The 15,230-nt window shown below is 55.4% G+C and carries 14 protein-coding genes; 7 read left to right on the top strand and 7 right to left on the bottom strand.

The window, feature by feature from the left end:
• Window positions 1-363 precede the first annotated feature (363 nt).
• The 5 genes from HMPREF2958_RS07020 (at window position 364) to HMPREF2958_RS07000 (ending at window position 6,627) form a co-directional block, all read left to right on the top strand.
• Window positions 364-1,059, top strand: a complete 696-nt coding sequence (locus tag HMPREF2958_RS07020; protein ID WP_172461385.1) for a transglycosylase family protein — start codon at window positions 364-366, stop codon at window positions 1,057-1,059.
• 262 nt (window positions 1,060-1,321) lie between these two features.
• Complete coding sequence (gatC, locus tag HMPREF2958_RS07015) at window positions 1,322-1,618, top strand: Asp-tRNA(Asn)/Glu-tRNA(Gln) amidotransferase subunit GatC (RefSeq protein WP_004006192.1); 297 nt, start codon at window positions 1,322-1,324, stop codon at window positions 1,616-1,618.
• 9 nt (window positions 1,619-1,627) lie between these two features.
• The gene (gene gatA / locus HMPREF2958_RS07010) at window positions 1,628-3,223 is read left to right on the top strand and encodes an Asp-tRNA(Asn)/Glu-tRNA(Gln) amidotransferase subunit GatA (RefSeq protein ID WP_070697502.1); all 1,596 of its coding nucleotides are present in this window, start codon (window positions 1,628-1,630) and stop codon (window positions 3,221-3,223) included.
• Window positions 3,223-4,728, top strand: a complete 1,506-nt coding sequence (gatB, locus tag HMPREF2958_RS07005; RefSeq protein ID WP_070697501.1) for an Asp-tRNA(Asn)/Glu-tRNA(Gln) amidotransferase subunit GatB — start codon at window positions 3,223-3,225, stop codon at window positions 4,726-4,728. The genes gatA and gatB overlap by 1 nt, the downstream gene beginning before the upstream one ends.
• A 225-nt stretch (window positions 4,729-4,953) precedes the next feature.
• Window positions 4,954-6,627, top strand: coding sequence for an ATP-binding cassette domain-containing protein (locus HMPREF2958_RS07000; RefSeq protein WP_070697500.1), 1,674 nt, complete (start codon window positions 4,954-4,956; stop codon window positions 6,625-6,627).
• A gap of 239 nt (window positions 6,628-6,866) precedes the next feature.
• Here HMPREF2958_RS07000 and HMPREF2958_RS06995 read toward each other — a convergent pair whose 3' ends face one another.
• A complete protein-coding gene (locus tag HMPREF2958_RS06995) occupies window positions 6,867-9,068 on the bottom strand; it encodes a S9 family peptidase (protein WP_070697499.1) in 2,202 nt (733 codons plus the stop codon).
• Window positions 9,069-9,212: 144 nt separating this feature from the next.
• Window positions 9,213-9,626 carry a VOC family protein gene (locus HMPREF2958_RS06990; protein WP_070697498.1) on the bottom strand — a complete coding sequence of 138 codons (414 nt, stop codon included), beginning with the start codon at window positions 9,624-9,626 and terminating at the stop codon, window positions 9,213-9,215.
• Window positions 9,627-9,738: 112 nt separating this feature from the next.
• On the opposite strand from HMPREF2958_RS06990, the gene HMPREF2958_RS06985 reads away from it, so the two are divergent.
• Window positions 9,739-10,329 carry a TetR/AcrR family transcriptional regulator gene (locus HMPREF2958_RS06985; protein ID WP_070697497.1) on the top strand — a complete coding sequence of 197 codons (591 nt, stop codon included), beginning with the start codon at window positions 9,739-9,741 and terminating at the stop codon, window positions 10,327-10,329.
• 284 nt (window positions 10,330-10,613) lie between these two features.
• Window positions 10,614-11,360 (top strand): SDR family NAD(P)-dependent oxidoreductase, encoded by a 747-nt coding sequence (locus HMPREF2958_RS06980; RefSeq protein WP_070697496.1) that lies wholly within the window; start codon window positions 10,614-10,616, stop codon window positions 11,358-11,360.
• Window positions 11,361-11,437: 77 nt separating this feature from the next.
• On the opposite strand, the gene HMPREF2958_RS06975 is transcribed toward HMPREF2958_RS06980, so the two are convergent.
• The 5 genes from HMPREF2958_RS06975 to HMPREF2958_RS06955 all read right to left on the bottom strand — a co-directional run bounded on the left by HMPREF2958_RS06975 (window position 11,438) and on the right by HMPREF2958_RS06955 (window position 14,938).
• A complete protein-coding gene (locus HMPREF2958_RS06975; protein ID WP_070697495.1) occupies window positions 11,438-11,908 on the bottom strand; it encodes an SRPBCC domain-containing protein in 471 nt (156 codons plus the stop codon).
• Window positions 11,905-12,261, bottom strand: a complete 357-nt coding sequence (locus HMPREF2958_RS06970; protein WP_246828071.1) for an ArsR/SmtB family transcription factor — start codon at window positions 12,259-12,261, stop codon at window positions 11,905-11,907. Before HMPREF2958_RS06970 ends, HMPREF2958_RS06975 begins: the two co-directional genes overlap by 4 nt.
• A 104-nt stretch (window positions 12,262-12,365) precedes the next feature.
• Window positions 12,366-13,160 carry an ABC transporter gene (locus HMPREF2958_RS06965; RefSeq protein ID WP_070697493.1) on the bottom strand — a complete coding sequence of 265 codons (795 nt, stop codon included), beginning with the start codon at window positions 13,158-13,160 and terminating at the stop codon, window positions 12,366-12,368.
• 9 nt (window positions 13,161-13,169) lie between these two features.
• Complete coding sequence (locus tag HMPREF2958_RS06960; protein ID WP_070697492.1) at window positions 13,170-13,940, bottom strand: hypothetical protein; 771 nt, start codon at window positions 13,938-13,940, stop codon at window positions 13,170-13,172.
• Window positions 13,937-14,938, bottom strand: a complete 1,002-nt coding sequence (locus tag HMPREF2958_RS06955; RefSeq protein WP_070697491.1) for an ABC transporter ATP-binding protein — start codon at window positions 14,936-14,938, stop codon at window positions 13,937-13,939. The genes HMPREF2958_RS06960 and HMPREF2958_RS06955 overlap by 4 nt, the downstream gene beginning before the upstream one ends.
• Window positions 14,939-15,230: the final 292 nt, after the last annotated feature.

The following is a 15,230-nucleotide window of genomic DNA, read 5'->3' as shown; positions in this document are numbered from 1 at the left end:
ATTTACCTGGGAGTTCCCTGTGAGAACTCAGAACGCTTGCTGGGAGCATAGAAGAGGTTGGAATCTTGAGTTTTCTCAGCTATCTTTATCTGCAGAACGATTCCTTTATTGGGAGTCAATCAGAAATTTAGTTTTGGGACCGGAAACCCCAAAACGATGCCCGGTTCTACCGCACGTCCCCACGTGAGGATGCGCCTCTGCCGTCTACCCCGCAATACGCGACTATGGCGGAAGTGCGAATCACGTGGATAGCCGCTCACATGGTAGAGCCTCGACAAGTAATCAATTTGTTAAAACGGGTGAGCGGTAACGCTATGAAGCTCCGGGGACGGAGTGAGCGTGGATGGCCTTATTTGGAGCATTATGAAGAACACTTCCGCAATCCGCCGTACTGTTGCTGCTCTCGCTATTGGTGGTGCAGCTGCAGCCGCTGCCGCGCCTGCTGCAAACGCAGCACCGGCATCCACCTGGGATGCTCTGGCACAGTGTGAGTCCGGTGGTAACTGGGCAACCAACACTGGCAACGGTTTCTACGGTGGTCTGCAGTTCACCCAGCAGTCCTGGAACGGTGTCGGCATGTCCGGTTCCCCCATGAACGCTTCCCGTGAACAGCAGATTGAGGCAGCAGAGCGTCTGCTTGCACAGCAGGGCTGGGGCGCATGGCCCGCATGCTCCTCGAAGCTCGGTCTGTCCGGTAACGCAACCCCCTCCTACACCGATCCCGGTGCAGCTCAGCAGGAGGTAGCACCTCAGGCACAGGCTCAGCAGTCCTACTCCGAGCCCGTTCAGGAAGCAGCACCTGCAGCTCCCGCACCTACGACTCAGGCTCCTGCTCAGGAAGCTCCCGCAGCACCTGTTCAGGAAGCAGCACCTGCAGCTCAGGCACCCGCAGCAACCGCTGCTGGCACCTACACCGTGCAGTCCGGTGATACCCTCTCCGGTATCGCTGCTCAGCTCGGCGTTGCTGGTGGTTACCAGGCAATCGCAGCTGCTAACACCGACGTTGTCTACAACGTTGACCTGATCTTCCCCGGTCAGGTTCTGAACATCCCCGCATAATTTAGGGAGTTCACCTTAACGTAGACATATGAGCCCCACCTTCCCAAAGGAAGGTGGGGCTCATATGCGTCTAGGCACGATACTGCCCTTTTACACTTCAGACTTTTATGAATGCCAGAGCGAAAATCTATTCTGTGCAGGCTATAGGTTTGGAGTCCCTGTAAATCTAAAAACTCTCTCGCTAGATCACCAATACGTCAGCATACCTGCGAGCCGGCGGGTACACTAGATAGAGAATTGAAAGTATACCTAACGGAGAATCATGTCTGCCATCACCACCGAGCAGGTTAAGCACCTTGCCGAACTGGCACGCATCGAGATGACCGAGGACGAGCTCAACGCTATGGCGGCAGAGCTCGATATTATTGTCAGCTCGATGGAGCATCTGTCTGAAACCGTCACCCCAGACATACCCCCGACCAGCCATCCGATTTCGCTTCAGAACGTCTTGCGTGAAGATGTTGTGGGGCAGACCCTCACCCAAGAAGAGGCGCTTTCAGGTGCCCCCGATGCGCAGGATGGCAAATTCCGCGTGCCCGCAATTCTCGACGAAGACTAAGGGGAAGACGTGAACGAACTTATTGTGCTCACTGCGGCTGAAGCCGCTCAAAAACTTGCAGCCGGTGAGATTTCTGCCGTTGAGCTTACCCGGGCGCATATAGATCGCATTGAAGCAACCGATGGCACCCCACTCAGCGAGAACCACGCTGACGGTAAAAGTGGTCTGAACGCTTTCCTACACATCAACCGTGAGGAAGCCCTGGAGACCGCGCAGGCTGTTGATGCTGACCGTGCGGCAGGTCAAGAGTTGCCCGCGCTCGCTGGTGTACCCATCGCCGTTAAAGACTTGATCGTCACAAAGGGACAGCCCACCACCGCCGGATCGCGCATGCTTGAAGGATGGATGAGCCCCTATGACGGTACCGTAACTCGCAAGGTGCGTGCAGCACGCATGCCAATCTTGGGGAAGACTAACCTCGACGAGTTTGCTATGGGTTCCTCGAACGAGCACTCGGCATTCGGCGTAGTTCGTAACCCATGGGCGCTTGATCGTGCCCCCGGCGGCTCTGGCGGCGGATCTGCCAGCGCTGTTGCGGCTTTCCAGGCTCCCTTAGCTCTTGGAACTGATACAGGCGGATCTATTCGCCAGCCTGCCTCCCTCACCGGTTCTGTAGGCGTAAAACCGACCTACGGTTCGGTATCCCGCTACGGCGTAATTGCTATGGCATCTTCGCTCGACCAAGTAGGTCCCTGCGCTCGTACCGTGCTCGATACCGCGATGCTTCACGAAGCTATCGCTGGTCACGACCCCATGGACTCTACCTCTTTGAATGAACCAGTCGGTCCTTTTGCGGCTCAGGCTCTTGAGGGTGCCAACCCTGAATCCCTCAAAGGGATGCGCATCGGCGTTATTAAAGAACTCGGTGGCGGTTCCGGCAGTGGCTTCCAACAGGGCGTTCTTGACCGTTTCCACGACGCCCTAAAGCTGCTGGAGAAGGCTGGGGCTGAGGTTGTAGAAGTTTCCCTTCCTTCAGTGAAGGAAGCGATTAGCGCTTACTACATGATTATGTCCTCCGAGGTATCTTCAAACCTGGCAAAATACGACGGCGTGCGGTACGGTCTGCGCGTTATACCCGAAGACGGTCCGGTGACCATCGAGCGCGTTATGGCAGCTACCCGCGAAGCTGGTTTTGGCGACGAGACTAAGCGCCGCATCATTTTGGGTACCTATGCACTATCAGCGGGTAACTACGATGCCCACTACGGTGCGGCATTGCGCGTGCGTACTCTTATTCAGCGTGATTACACCGCAGCTTTTGAGAAGTGCGATGTGCTGGTTTCTCCGACTTCGCCAACAACCGCCTTCAAACTGGGTGAGAAAACTAAAGGTGACCCCATGGCGATGTACTTGGGCGATGTGGCAACCGTGCCGGTAAATCTTGCAGGGGTTCCCGCGATTTCGCTCCCGGCAGGTGTTGCTGACGAAGACGGATTGCCAGTGGGCATACAGTTCACCGCCCCCGCACGCGAAGATGCACGCCTGTACCGGGTGGGTGCCGGTTTGGAAGCGCTTCTGAATGATACCTGGGGTGCGCCGTTCTACACCCGCATTCCCAACACCGAAAATCTGATTAGCGACTTTGACTTTGGGGGTACCAAGTAATGAGTGAAGAAGTCCTCAGCTTCGAAGAAGCCATCGAGAAATATGATCCGGTGCTTGGTTTTGAGGTGCATGTAGAGCTCAATACAAACACCAAAATGTTCGATGCCGCTCCGAACGTTTTCGGGGATGAACCGAACACCAATATCACCCCGGTCTCGCTTGGGCTGCCCGGTGTGCTTCCCGTGGTGAACAAGGTTGCAGTTGAATCAGCTATTAAACTGGGTCTTGCCCTGGGATGCGATATCGCACCTATCTCGTATTTTGCGCGTAAAAACTACTTCTACCCGGACTCCCCGAAGAACTTCCAGACCTCGCAGCATCACGGCCCCATCGCTGAGAATGGCAAGCTGGACGTGGAACTCGAAGATGGAACCGTCTTTACCGTTGAGATTGAGCGCGCACATATGGAGGAAGACGCCGGTAAGCTCACCCATGTGGGCGGTGCCGACGGGCGCATCCAGGGCGCGGCATTCTCGCTGGTGGACTACAACCGCGCTGGTGTGCCGCTAATCGAGATTGTGACCCGCCCGATTGTGGGTGCTGGCGAGCGTGCGCCCGAACTGGCACGCGCCTATGTTGCAGCGATTCGTGAGATTGTCAAAGGCTTGGGTATCTCGGATGCTCGCATGGAACGCGGTAACGTGCGATGTGACGCAAACGTGTCGCTCATGCCCAAGGGGAGCGAGAAATTCGGTACTCGTTCGGAGACGAAGAACGTTAACTCCCTGCGCTCGGTGGAACGTGCGGTACGCTATGAGATTCGCCGTCACGCTGCTATTTTGGAGCGTGGTGAGAAAATTCAGCAGGAAACCCGCCACTGGCATGAGGATACCCGTGAGACTTCATCAGGGCGTCCCAAATCTGATGCTGACGATTACCGCTACTTTCCGGAACCTGACCTGGTGCCCGTGGTACCCGAGACGGCGTGGGTTGAAGAGCTGCGTGCAAGCCTGCCCGAGCCTCCTGCGGAACGTCGCCGCCGGTTGAAGGCGGAGTGGGGATACTCAGATGAAGAGTTCCGTGACGTGGTCAATGCCGGTGCTCTTGATGTTGTTGAGCAGACTATTGCCGCTGGGGCTAGCGCATCCGCTGCCCGCAAGTGGTGGATGGGTGAAATTGCCCGCAAAGCTAAGCAGGCAGAAGTTGAACTAACCGATTTGGGCGTTGAACCCGCAACGGTGGTGGAGCTTGAAGCGCTGATCGGCGAGGGTAAGATCAACGATAAGATTGCCCGTAAGGTTCTGGAGCATGTGCTTGCTGGCGAAGGTAAGCCTGCCGAGATCGTTGAGGCTCGCGGTCTTGCTGTGGTCTCGGATGATGGTGCGCTCACCGCCGCTGTTGAGGAGGCTTTGACGGCCATGCCGGATGTTGCCGATAAGATTCGTGCCGGTAAGGTTCAAGCAGCGGGTGCAATCGTTGGCCAGGTGATGAAAGCTACCCGAGGCCAGGCGGATGCGGCTCGCGTGCGTGAGCTTATTCTGCAGGCCTGCGGCGTGGAAGGCTAATTACCTAAGCACCCTCGATAAGATCTCTGTTCGGGCTCTAAAAAGGCTCTTTATCCGAATAAAACGTATTTTTCATCGCTTTATTCGGATAAAGAGCCTTTTTATGCTGAATACAATGCAGCAGCGCGATCAGTAAAAGGGGAGAAGCCCGCAGCAGACACGCGGCACATTCACCCTCATACGGTACAGTAGTGATATGCAGCATAGTAGATTGGGGAGGAAAGCATGAAGGTTATCCGAAGACTCAGCTCGGGGACCCTCCTAATGCTTATCGTGCTTACTCTTGTGCTTGCTGTAAGTTCGGTGCTTGAAAGTGTGCTCATCAAGTACCTTTCCGATGCCGTTATCACGGGCGATCGTAAGCTTTTTCTCCTGATGTTTCTTGCCGTGCCCGTATACCTTATCGTCGATACATTTTTTCATTACGCACGCCAGTACCGTGCCGCTCTCGCTGGGGTGCAGATTCAGAATAATCTGCGTGCAGAATTGTTCCGCCGCATCGGGCTTTCTCCCGTAGCGCGGTTGACGGGCAGGAGTTCGGAATATTATTTTTCGCAGTTCACGAGTCAGCTTGAAAACATTAAAACCAACTATATTGACGTTATTTTCTGGGGCGGGTACCTTGCCACGCAGCTTATTCTCGCCATTGTGGCTGCTTTTATTCTGAACCCTTTCATGGCGTGCGCTGTTCTTGCGCTGAGTCTGCCGGTGGGTTTGATGCCGATGCTGACTCGAAAACGTATCGGCGCCGTGACGAAAGTTTATGCCTCGCGGACCGACGCATTGAACGAGGTTAGCGGTGATACGCTCCGCAGCGCTTTGGGGTGGAAGATTCTGGGCGCATACTCATTCGTGGCTAAACGCTTTTCTGAAGAATTGAGTGAATGGTACGTGGCAGCGCAGAGTTATCAGCGCACGCAGGAGCGTGTAGACGCCGTCAATAGTATGTTCACGAAACTTCTGTATTTGGGAACGTGGCTTGCCGGTGGGGCGTTGGTGCTCTCGGGGCTATCGAGCGTGGGCGAGGTGGTCGCTTTTGCCCAGTTGACCGGTATGATTTGCATGCCGCTGTTTATGTCTACGGGTTTGCTGACCCAGTATTATGCAGGTCGTGAGATTATTCGCAAGATTGATGCGGAAGTACCCGCTGTGGAAGATTACCGATCAGGCGAGCCTCTCACACTGGATGCGATTACCTATCGTGACGTCAAGCCGCTGGGCGAAAAGTCGGCGGGTTATGGCGTGAGTTTCATATTTGAGACTGGTAAAAAGTATCTGGTGATTGGCGCATCCGGCTCGGGCAAATCTACGCTTTTCAAACCTCTTTTTGGAAATCACCCCGAATACAGCGGAACTATTGAGGTACACGAATCTGGGCAGACGCGCGATCTGCGTGAGATTGCCGAACAGGATATGCATGCCTCCCTAGGGCTGCTCGCGCAGGATAGTCATCTGCTGCACGATAGTTTGCGCGAAAATATTCGCCTGTATGATCCGTCGGTGCCGGATGTGCAGATTCTCTGGGCTTGTGAGCGCGCAGGTCTGGGCGAATGGGCTTCCGCGAAGGGTCTTGATTATATGCTGAGCGACGATTTGAGATCGCTTTCCGGCGGAGAGAAACAGCGTATCTTGCTTGCACGTATGCTCCTGCACGAACGCTCTTTCTATATTGTGGATGAGCTTACCACTGGGTTGGACCACGCTACGGCGGGACGGGTTGAGCGTGCTCTTTTCGAGAGTATGGAAGGGTTTGTTTACATTACGCACCGTACGGTTCCCGAGGTTTTAGCGGCGGTCGATGAGGTACTTGTCATGGAAGACGGCGAGCTTGTAGCATCCGGAGCCTGGGATGATGTGCACGCGGCCGCCCTAGAACGTGGGCTTGTGGGGCATCCCTGACAACCTGCTAAAAAGGCTCTTTATTCCAATAAAGCGTATTATTCGTTGCTTTATTGGAATAAAGAGCCTTTTGTGTCCTCAGGAAGAGGACACATTGGAAGGGTATACCCGCTTATTTGGTAATCCCTAGGTGTGTCAGGATAAAGGCGTAATCCCACGCAATCTCACGCCAGCGGGCTGGAGCATGCAGATTCCGAGCGCGCGAGGTACCAAATCTGCGTGCGGAAGGGTATACCCGCTTATTCGGTAATCCCTAGGTGTGTCAGGATAAAGGCGTAATCCCACGCAATCTCACGCCAGCGGGTATACCGCCCGGAGCCGCCTCCATGTCCGCCAGTCATATCGATCTTCAACAGCGGGGTGGGGGATGACGGGTCGATAGTTTCGCGCAGTTTTGCAATCCATTTGGCGGGCTCCACATAGAACACGCGTGTATCGTGCAAGCTGGTTACTGCCGCGATGGCGGGGTAGCGCACGGGGCGAATGTTCTCGTAGGGGGTGTAAGACTTCATGTACTCGTACACTTCCTTATCTTCAATGGGATTGCCCCATTCTTCCCATTCCAAAGCAGAAAGCGGTAGGTCAGGGTCAAGGATGGTGGTGAGTGCATCCACGAAGGGAACCTGGGCTATTGAGACCGCATATTTCTCAGGAGCCAGGTTCAGCACGGCACCCATAAGCAGCCCGCCTGCAGAACCACCGTAGCAGGCGATACGCGCAGGATCCGCCCATGGCTTGGTCGCCAGGTAATCGGTGACATCCACAAAATCAGTGAATGAGTTCTTCTTGTGCAGCTTCTTGCCGTTGAGGTACCAGGTGCGCCCCATCTCGCCACCACCGCGAATATGCGCAATCACGTACACCACTCCGCGGTCCAAAATAGACAGTGTGGGGATGGAGAACATGGGGTCCATCGAAATTTCATAGGATCCGTAAGCGTACTGAAGCACCGGATGCGGCTGTGTCAGGTCAAGATCGGCACGGTGAATCACCGAGATGGGGATGAGGGTTCCATCGGCGGCGGGTGCCCAGTCACGGTAGGCACGATAATCCTCACGCTGATAACCCCCAAGCACCGGGGTCTCGCGGCGCAGAAGCAGGGTCTGTGACATGGGGAAGTAATCGTATACGCGGCGTGGAGTTAGGAATGAGGTGTAGGCGATGCGGATAACCGGGGAATAGTTCTCGGCACGCAGCACGCCAGCGGTGTACAGTTCTTCATCGAACCCGGCAGGCTCCATAAACGTGATACCTGCGGGTTTCTTGCGGCGCCACTGCACGGGCAACTGCTCCCGCGGGGCAAGGAACAGGCGTGTGGTCGTATCCGCGCGGGCGGTCACTACCAGGTGGGTCGCAGAGAGCGTGAACCCTTCGAGGCGAACATTTTCGCTGTGACGAATCACCGGAACCCAACGCTTCGAATATTCCTCTAAAGATTCGCCTTCCTGTGGCATATCGGCGAGCACCAGCTCCGAGTTCAGCGCCTTATAGTCGTGCTGAATCAACAGATGGGTTTCACCAGCAATCGTGATCGGCTCCGCCTGGTACTCAATGCGCGCATCCCGCGGAATAATCACGCGCGGCGTGCTCTTCGGGTCGGCAATAGGCACTAGGCTGACCTCGGTAAACTCGGAGTTACCGCTGGAGAGTACGATGGATGAACGGTCGGCGCTCATTGCAGAGCCCAGCCACATGGTGGGGTCAGTTTCCTCATAGATCAGGTGGTCTTCGGTGCCCGCCCCAATATCGTGCACATACACGCGGTAGGGCCGCCACGAATCGTCCGGCACAGTGTACACGAGCTGCTGTGCGTGGTTGATGAAGAACGACCCGCCGCTAATATTCGGGATGGTATCGGGCAGGAACTCGCCGGTTTCCAGGTTGAGGAAGCGCTGCTCGTAACGTTCGTCGCCTTTCTCATCAACCGAAATGCTCAGAAGCTTACCGTTACGCGAAGGCTGGAACACGCCGAGTGCGAAGAACTCCATGTCTTTGGCGTACTCATTGCAGTCAAGCACCACCGATTCGCCTTCCAGCGGCTCGCCGGGCTTAATAACCGGGGGAGTGTAGCGCACCACCTCGTCGCCCTCATGCAGGGCAGGGTAACGGTAGAAAATTGGGTACTGACCGCCGGGAACCATGCGGCTGTAATACCACCAATCGCCGATGCGATTCGGAACCGTCAAATCCGTCAACAGGGTACGGGACTTGATCTCCTCAAAGATGCGCTCGCGTAGAGGCTGCTGATCCGCTGTGACGGCGGCGGTGTAGTTTGCCTCCGCGTTCAAGTGGTCGAGGACTTCCTGATTTTCTTTATCGCGCATCCACTCGTAATGGTCGATAAAAGTATCGCCGTGATACTCACGAATATGCTCAACTTTTTTAGGGACGGGGACGAGGGGAACTTCTTCTGCCGGTGTGGTGTTCGATGCGTCGCTCATGGGGCTCTTTCTCGTAATAGTCCTGGATAAATATGCTTGCTATCTAGTGTAACGAGGCAGCGCACATATCGCCCCAGAAATCTCCGAATTGAGGTAGCCCGCATGTCGCGGCTGTCTCAGTATGTGTGGCTGATTTCTTTGAGACTAGGGGAGCATATATTTATCCCAGTATCCTGTGGCAGGTTCGATCTGTTCGACAATATCTATCCATAATCCTGAGGGGTCCGAAAACCCAAAACGGCGCTGCCCATAAGGCTCATTGGTTAGAGGATAGGTTATGTCGAGTCCCTGAGCTTTGAGATCGTTATAGGTGGCGGTGGCATCTTGAACTTCAAGCTCAAGGCATATCCCAATTCCGTTGAAAGTTTCTGAGCCGGGAGGCGCAGAAGGATGATCGGGCGTCATGAACGCGATAGATGTGGCTCCGTCTTGAGAAGCAAGAAGAGTAAACCATGAGCTGTCAAAGATAATCTGGAAGTCAAAATAAGACGTCCAGAAGTCTCGGGAAGAGTCTTTCATGGGGGTAACGACGAGGGGGTAGCGGTCGATGAACTTCATGTCTTCCTCCTACACATACGGGGGTAATTAGGGATCCAAAGGTTTCACATACTCTGAGTATGTTAAAAATATCTGGCATACTTTGGGTATGTCAACATAAAAGGGGAGAACTGTGGAAGGACAGCGTGCCGCCCAGCGGGAAGCTACTGTCTCAGCACTTGTGACCGAGGCTCGCCAAAGGTTTGCTCGTGATGGCTATGCCAGCGTGCGGATAGACGATATCGTCTCTTCGCTTGGTATCACTAAAGGGGCTCTATATCATCATTTCAAAAATAAGAAAGACCTCTTCCGTGCTGTTGTATGTGAGGTGCAGCAGGATGTAGGGCGTCAGATTGAAGATGCGGCTCGGTCGTGCGCCACCCCTTGGGAAGAGTTAGTAGAGGGCAGCAAAACTTTTATTCTTGCATCAATAGAACCAAATGTGCGGCGGATCATGTTAGTAGATGCACCTGCTGTTCTGGGGTGGCATGAATGGCGGGCGCTCGATGAATCGTCTTCAATGGTGCTCTTGGCTGACATCCTCAAGACCCTTATGGAACAGGAAATTATTGCAAAGCAGCCGGTGGAGCCTCTTTCGCATCTGCTTTCTGGCGCGATGAATGAGGCAGCGCTGTGGCTGGCCGAAACCGACTCCTCAGATGCTTTAGAAGACACGATGAAAACCTTAACGAGGCTTCTTGAATCGCTGCGTATTTCAGCTTGAAGGTATCCTATCTGCTTGTTCTGCTATATTGCGTCAATTGATCTGAAAAAGCAGATTTATACGGCAGTATGATGGTGCGATTCATTGTTCAGCCTGCCGCAGCAGGCGAGCCCCACGGAGCCAATGCCTGCGCTGGACATAGAAATCTGCAGCGGCGTATCTGTCGATGTCATATCTAGGGATGTGTGCAGTGCCCCTTGATAGACAGCTCAACTTTCGTTTCACTATGCTGAAAGGTGATGCTGAACTTTCAGCGTCTTTCACAGCTCATACAAGGAGGAAAAATGGCACAGATTGCTCTCGTCACCGGCGCAAGCCGCGGTATTGGTAAGGCGACTGCGGTTCGACTGGCGCAGCTGGGGCATCACGTGATTGCACAGCACCGCGTGGAGAACCCGGACTTTAGTGAGGTAGAGGCTGCCGCATCGGAACACGGAGTAAAAGTAACACCTGTACAGACTGATTTCTCAGATCCACAGTCCGTTTCTGCCTTCCTGGCTCACGTGAAAGATGTGCTGGGTGGGGATACCCTCGACGTCGCTGTGCTCAACGCAGGCGTTGGCACGCAGGGAACCTTCCAGGAGCTCAATGGAGAGGCTTTGCGTAATCTGCTGCAGATCAATACGGTTGCCCCCTACGAACTTGCCGCCGGGCTGGTGCCGCTCATGAGCGCACCGGGCGGGCGTTATATTTTTACCGGCTCGGTGCTGACTCGCTACGCGTTCCCCGCGATGACGGGCTACGGCATGAGCAAGATTGCACTGGAGTACCTGGTGCGGAATATGGCCGTTGAGCTTGGCCCTCAGGGGATTACGGTGAACCTTGTGGCGCCCGGCGTGGTCGATACCGATATTAACGCCGCCTGGTTGCGCGATAATGCGGAAGCGGCCGAATTCGTGAAATCCGGCAATGCTATGAAGAAGGTTACCCAGCCCGAGGATGTCGCAGAAGTAATTGGTCTGCTCACTCAGAATGCATCGCAAACAATTACCGGGCAGATTATTGACGTCTCGATGGGCGATAAGCTCTAAATCCTGATATTCGCGAGCAGGTAGGATTTGGTCGAGCAGATAGAAAAATCCTACCTGCTCGCGGGTTATGACGGGTTTTATTCGCCAGTTTCCAGAACTCGTTTAAGGCCCGCCAGCACAAACGACCAGCCCCGCGGTGAGGCCACATTCTGCGCCGTAACAGGAGAGTCTTCCAGACGGTCGTGGGTGACCGTGAGTTTCGTGGCACCATCCGTCCACGGCTCAAGCTGCCAGGTAACGCGGCTTGCCGGTTCGTGTGCCGCATCGGGAAGATAAAGCGAGCGCCACTCTACAACGAGAAGCCGCGGTGGATCAGACTCCAGAATCGCGCCGTCTCCCCAAACTTCCCTCCCGTCTGGGGAAAGGTATCGCAGGCGACCCGGCTCGTCCTCGATGATTTCAACCCGCGAACCAAAGAAATACTGGGAAGTGAACTCGGGCTGGGTGATCGCCTCCCACACGCGCTGCGGCGGGGTGTTTTGAATAATCACCGAGCTGATAACCCTCTGGGGACGTGGGGGAGTGCTTGGGTTGTCGGCGGTGCTCATGAGTCTTCCTCCTCTAAATTCTTCTGCAGGTCAAGAAGTGCTGAACTTTGGTGGGCGGTGTATTTATCGATCCAACGGTCGTGGATACGGCGAATCGGCACAGCGTTGAGGTAGTGGAGCTTTTGGCGGCCTGAGCGCTGTGTGATCACAAGGTTTGCTTCTTCGAGGATGCGCAGATGCTTGGCCACTCCGAAGCGAGTCATCTCCAAACCTTCTTCAAGCTGTCCCTGGGTGAGGCCGCCGGTGGTGTAGAGCTTATCGAGCAGCTTTCTGCGGGTGGGGTCTGCGAGAGCTTTGAAAACTGCGTCATCATCCATAACACGAGAATATGTGACTATATAGTCACCTGTCAAGGGTAGGAGGTTATTTTGGGTACACACAAGCAGCAGATTTTTGGCCAAGAAGGTGAGAAAATCACCTTCTCGGCCAAAACCACCTGCTCGCGAGAAGGGAAAGGTTATAGCAGGTTCGTGCGTGCACCCGAGCGGATGCGTCGCGCAGCGGCATGCACTAGGACAAGCCCTGCGAGTGCCCAAAGTACGCAGACTAACACCTCAGTCACAACTGTTGAATCCATCACTTCAGAAGAGCCGCTCACCAAAGCAATCGTTCGTCCGCCGGGAACCAACGTACACAATGCCGCCAGCCACACCGGGTATGCATCTACCGGCACGATCACACCCGCACTGATAGGCAGAAGCGCTCCTAAGATAGTTCCTCCCAGGTACGGGTCCGAGAGATACAGCCCCAGCCCAGCAGCGAAAACACCCAGACATACGCCCGCTATGAGAGCCAGAGGTAAGAGCGTCACAGAACGCACAAGCATGGACAGGCTGCCTTCAACGGAACCACCGAAACCGGCATAGGCCGCTGCAACACCCAGGTTCGTGATGCCAGTGATCAGAGCCAAAAGCACGGGCATTGCAGAGACTCCCAGCCAATAAGCCGCATCAAACCGTCGAGCGGTGCACACCTGCTCGAACACTCCCAGCCAGCGGTCGGTCGCCGCGCGCGCCACAACACCGACTGCCACGCCGAGTACCACGCTTGCCAGGGCAGAGGCACATGCAATCCGCACAGGATCAGGTGCGGAAAGATCGCGTCCTAGTAGAACGCTGAACAGCACGCTCATCCCCGGTACGATCACGAGGGCGCTGAGGGCCGTACCAGCTGTGGCGAAGGTGATGGATGAAGACCACCCAACCTTGGCGGTACTGTTCAGACGATAGAGAAAGTTCGTTCGTTTAAACATCGCAGCCTCCTAGATTGCACCCAGAGTGCCGTGCACCGTTGCCGCGCGCAGCGCTCGCCTACCCAACAGATACCCCGCGAGCATCCAGAGGGCTGTGACCGCACAGGTTTGCAGTACCACGCCCAGAAAGTCACCGAATGAGTTCATAGGCATTTGCCCAAGCAGAACCTTCACGGGTGCCTGAATCGGAATCAGTGTGCCGAGCGCATCAAGCCATGCAGGCGCGGAACTCTCGGTAAAAAGCACCCCGGAAGCCACGAAAACCGGCACGAGCAGCAGCTCCTCATAGGCGATAGCGTTCGGGGTCGCCACAAAGAACCCTGCAATCACAAAGGTCACCGCCAGACACGAGACCCACAGCAGCGGAAGACCCACCAGATAGCGTGCACCCACCTGAGTAAAGTCCGTAAAACCTACCGAAAAGGTGCACAGCGCCCAGATAGCCCAGGCCAATGGCAGGGCGGCAAGCCCAAAAATGGAGGCAGTTGAGACCACCGCTGCGAGCGCCCGCAGCGGGTTCACGGCACCATTGAGCAGATACACGAACGTTCCCCGGTAGCGCTCAAAGTTGAGGATCCCGGCGGCAACAATGCACATGTTCCAGGTGCCGATAATGCCTGCGCGAGTCCAGGCGAGGGTCGCATCTACTGGCCAGGCACCGGCGGCGAGCGCTTGCAGGGCCGTCGCCCCAAAGGTACTCAGCAGTAGCAGCTGCAGGAAGTAGGGTACTGTGAGGAATTGGCGCAGGGAAAAGGACATCAAGCGAAGTTGCCGGTTCATCGTTTCAGTCCTTCCGCCATAGCCAGATATGCCTCTTCGAGAGTGGCTGAGCGAGTATACAGTGGCGTGAGCATCTGAACCTCACGTTCAGCGAGAATATGGGTCAGTAGAGACTCTGCGTGTCCGGTACTGAAGGGGTGCGACCCTTCCGAAACAGAACGTTCATTCCAGTACACGGTGATCTCCCACTCGCTGCCGCGCGGGGTCAGTAACATTGTTCCCGCATCGCCCAAAGACCGAGCAAGTTCTTGAAGCACCGCTCCAGCATTCGCACCCACACGCCCCACGGTGGTAGCGGAAATCCCGGCATGCGCAGTAATATCCGCCACTGTGCCCGAAACCGCCACACGACCGGCCCCGATGACTGTCACTCGATGCGCTAACTCCTCAATCTCGCCCAGCAGATGGCTCGTGAGTAAAATAGCGGTGCCATCATCAGCGAGGGAACGAATCAACTGGCGTATCGTCAGTGAAATATCTGGGTCAAGCCCATTCGTCGGCTCATCCAAAAGCAGCAGTTTCGGCTCGCCCAGCAGCGCCCGCGCGATGTGCAGACGTTGTTTCATGCCGCGGGAAAACTCCTGTACCTTCTTCGCGGCGACATCTGCAAGATCGACCCGTTCCAAAGCGCTCGCCACCTGGGTACGGCGTTTGCGCGCGCTAACCCCGGCAAGGTCGGCAAAGAAGAGAAGATTATCGCGGGCGGATGCTCGCGGATAGAACCCGGTATCCCCGCCGAGCGCAAGCCCTAGGGACGCGCGCGCACGCTGGGGGTGCGCAAGCGCATCCACCCCGTCGATGCGCACAGTTCCGCTCGTGGGAGTCAGCAGTGTTGCGCACATCTGCACAACCGTTGTTTTCCCCGCTCCATTGGGACCGAGCAGAGCATGAATTTCGCCGGAAATTATGCTGAGTGAAACATTATCGACAGCGGTGAAAGCGTGTTCACCCTTGCCAAAGGTGCGGCATAGCTGTGCCGCGTCAAGAATTGTAGACATTGTGATAAAACCTTGTGGTGCTTAATCACCCGAAGCCGCTTGAACATGGTGTTTGTACGCCTGCAATACGTGGGACGGGTGAGATGAATAGTCGTGAGAGAGGCACTTCGTAGTGCCTGAATAATCCCAAGTCACCGACTGCAGGTGCGGAAGGTATAACAATGAAACCCTCAGAACTTTGGTGTTCAAGGTGCTCACTATGCGCTCCTGGAATGTATCGAACCAAAGCAGGGTTATTTCTGAAATTTTTAGAGCCCACCATCTGGGCGGGCATTCCGCGAGCCGGTGCGAC

This window comes from Rothia sp. HMSC036D11 (genome assembly GCF_001814205.1).
GTDB classification, from domain to species: domain Bacteria; phylum Actinomycetota; class Actinomycetes; order Actinomycetales; family Micrococcaceae; genus Rothia; species Rothia dentocariosa.
Note: the sequence above shows the minus strand (reverse complement) of the source record. Positions and strands in the feature narration are given on the sequence as shown.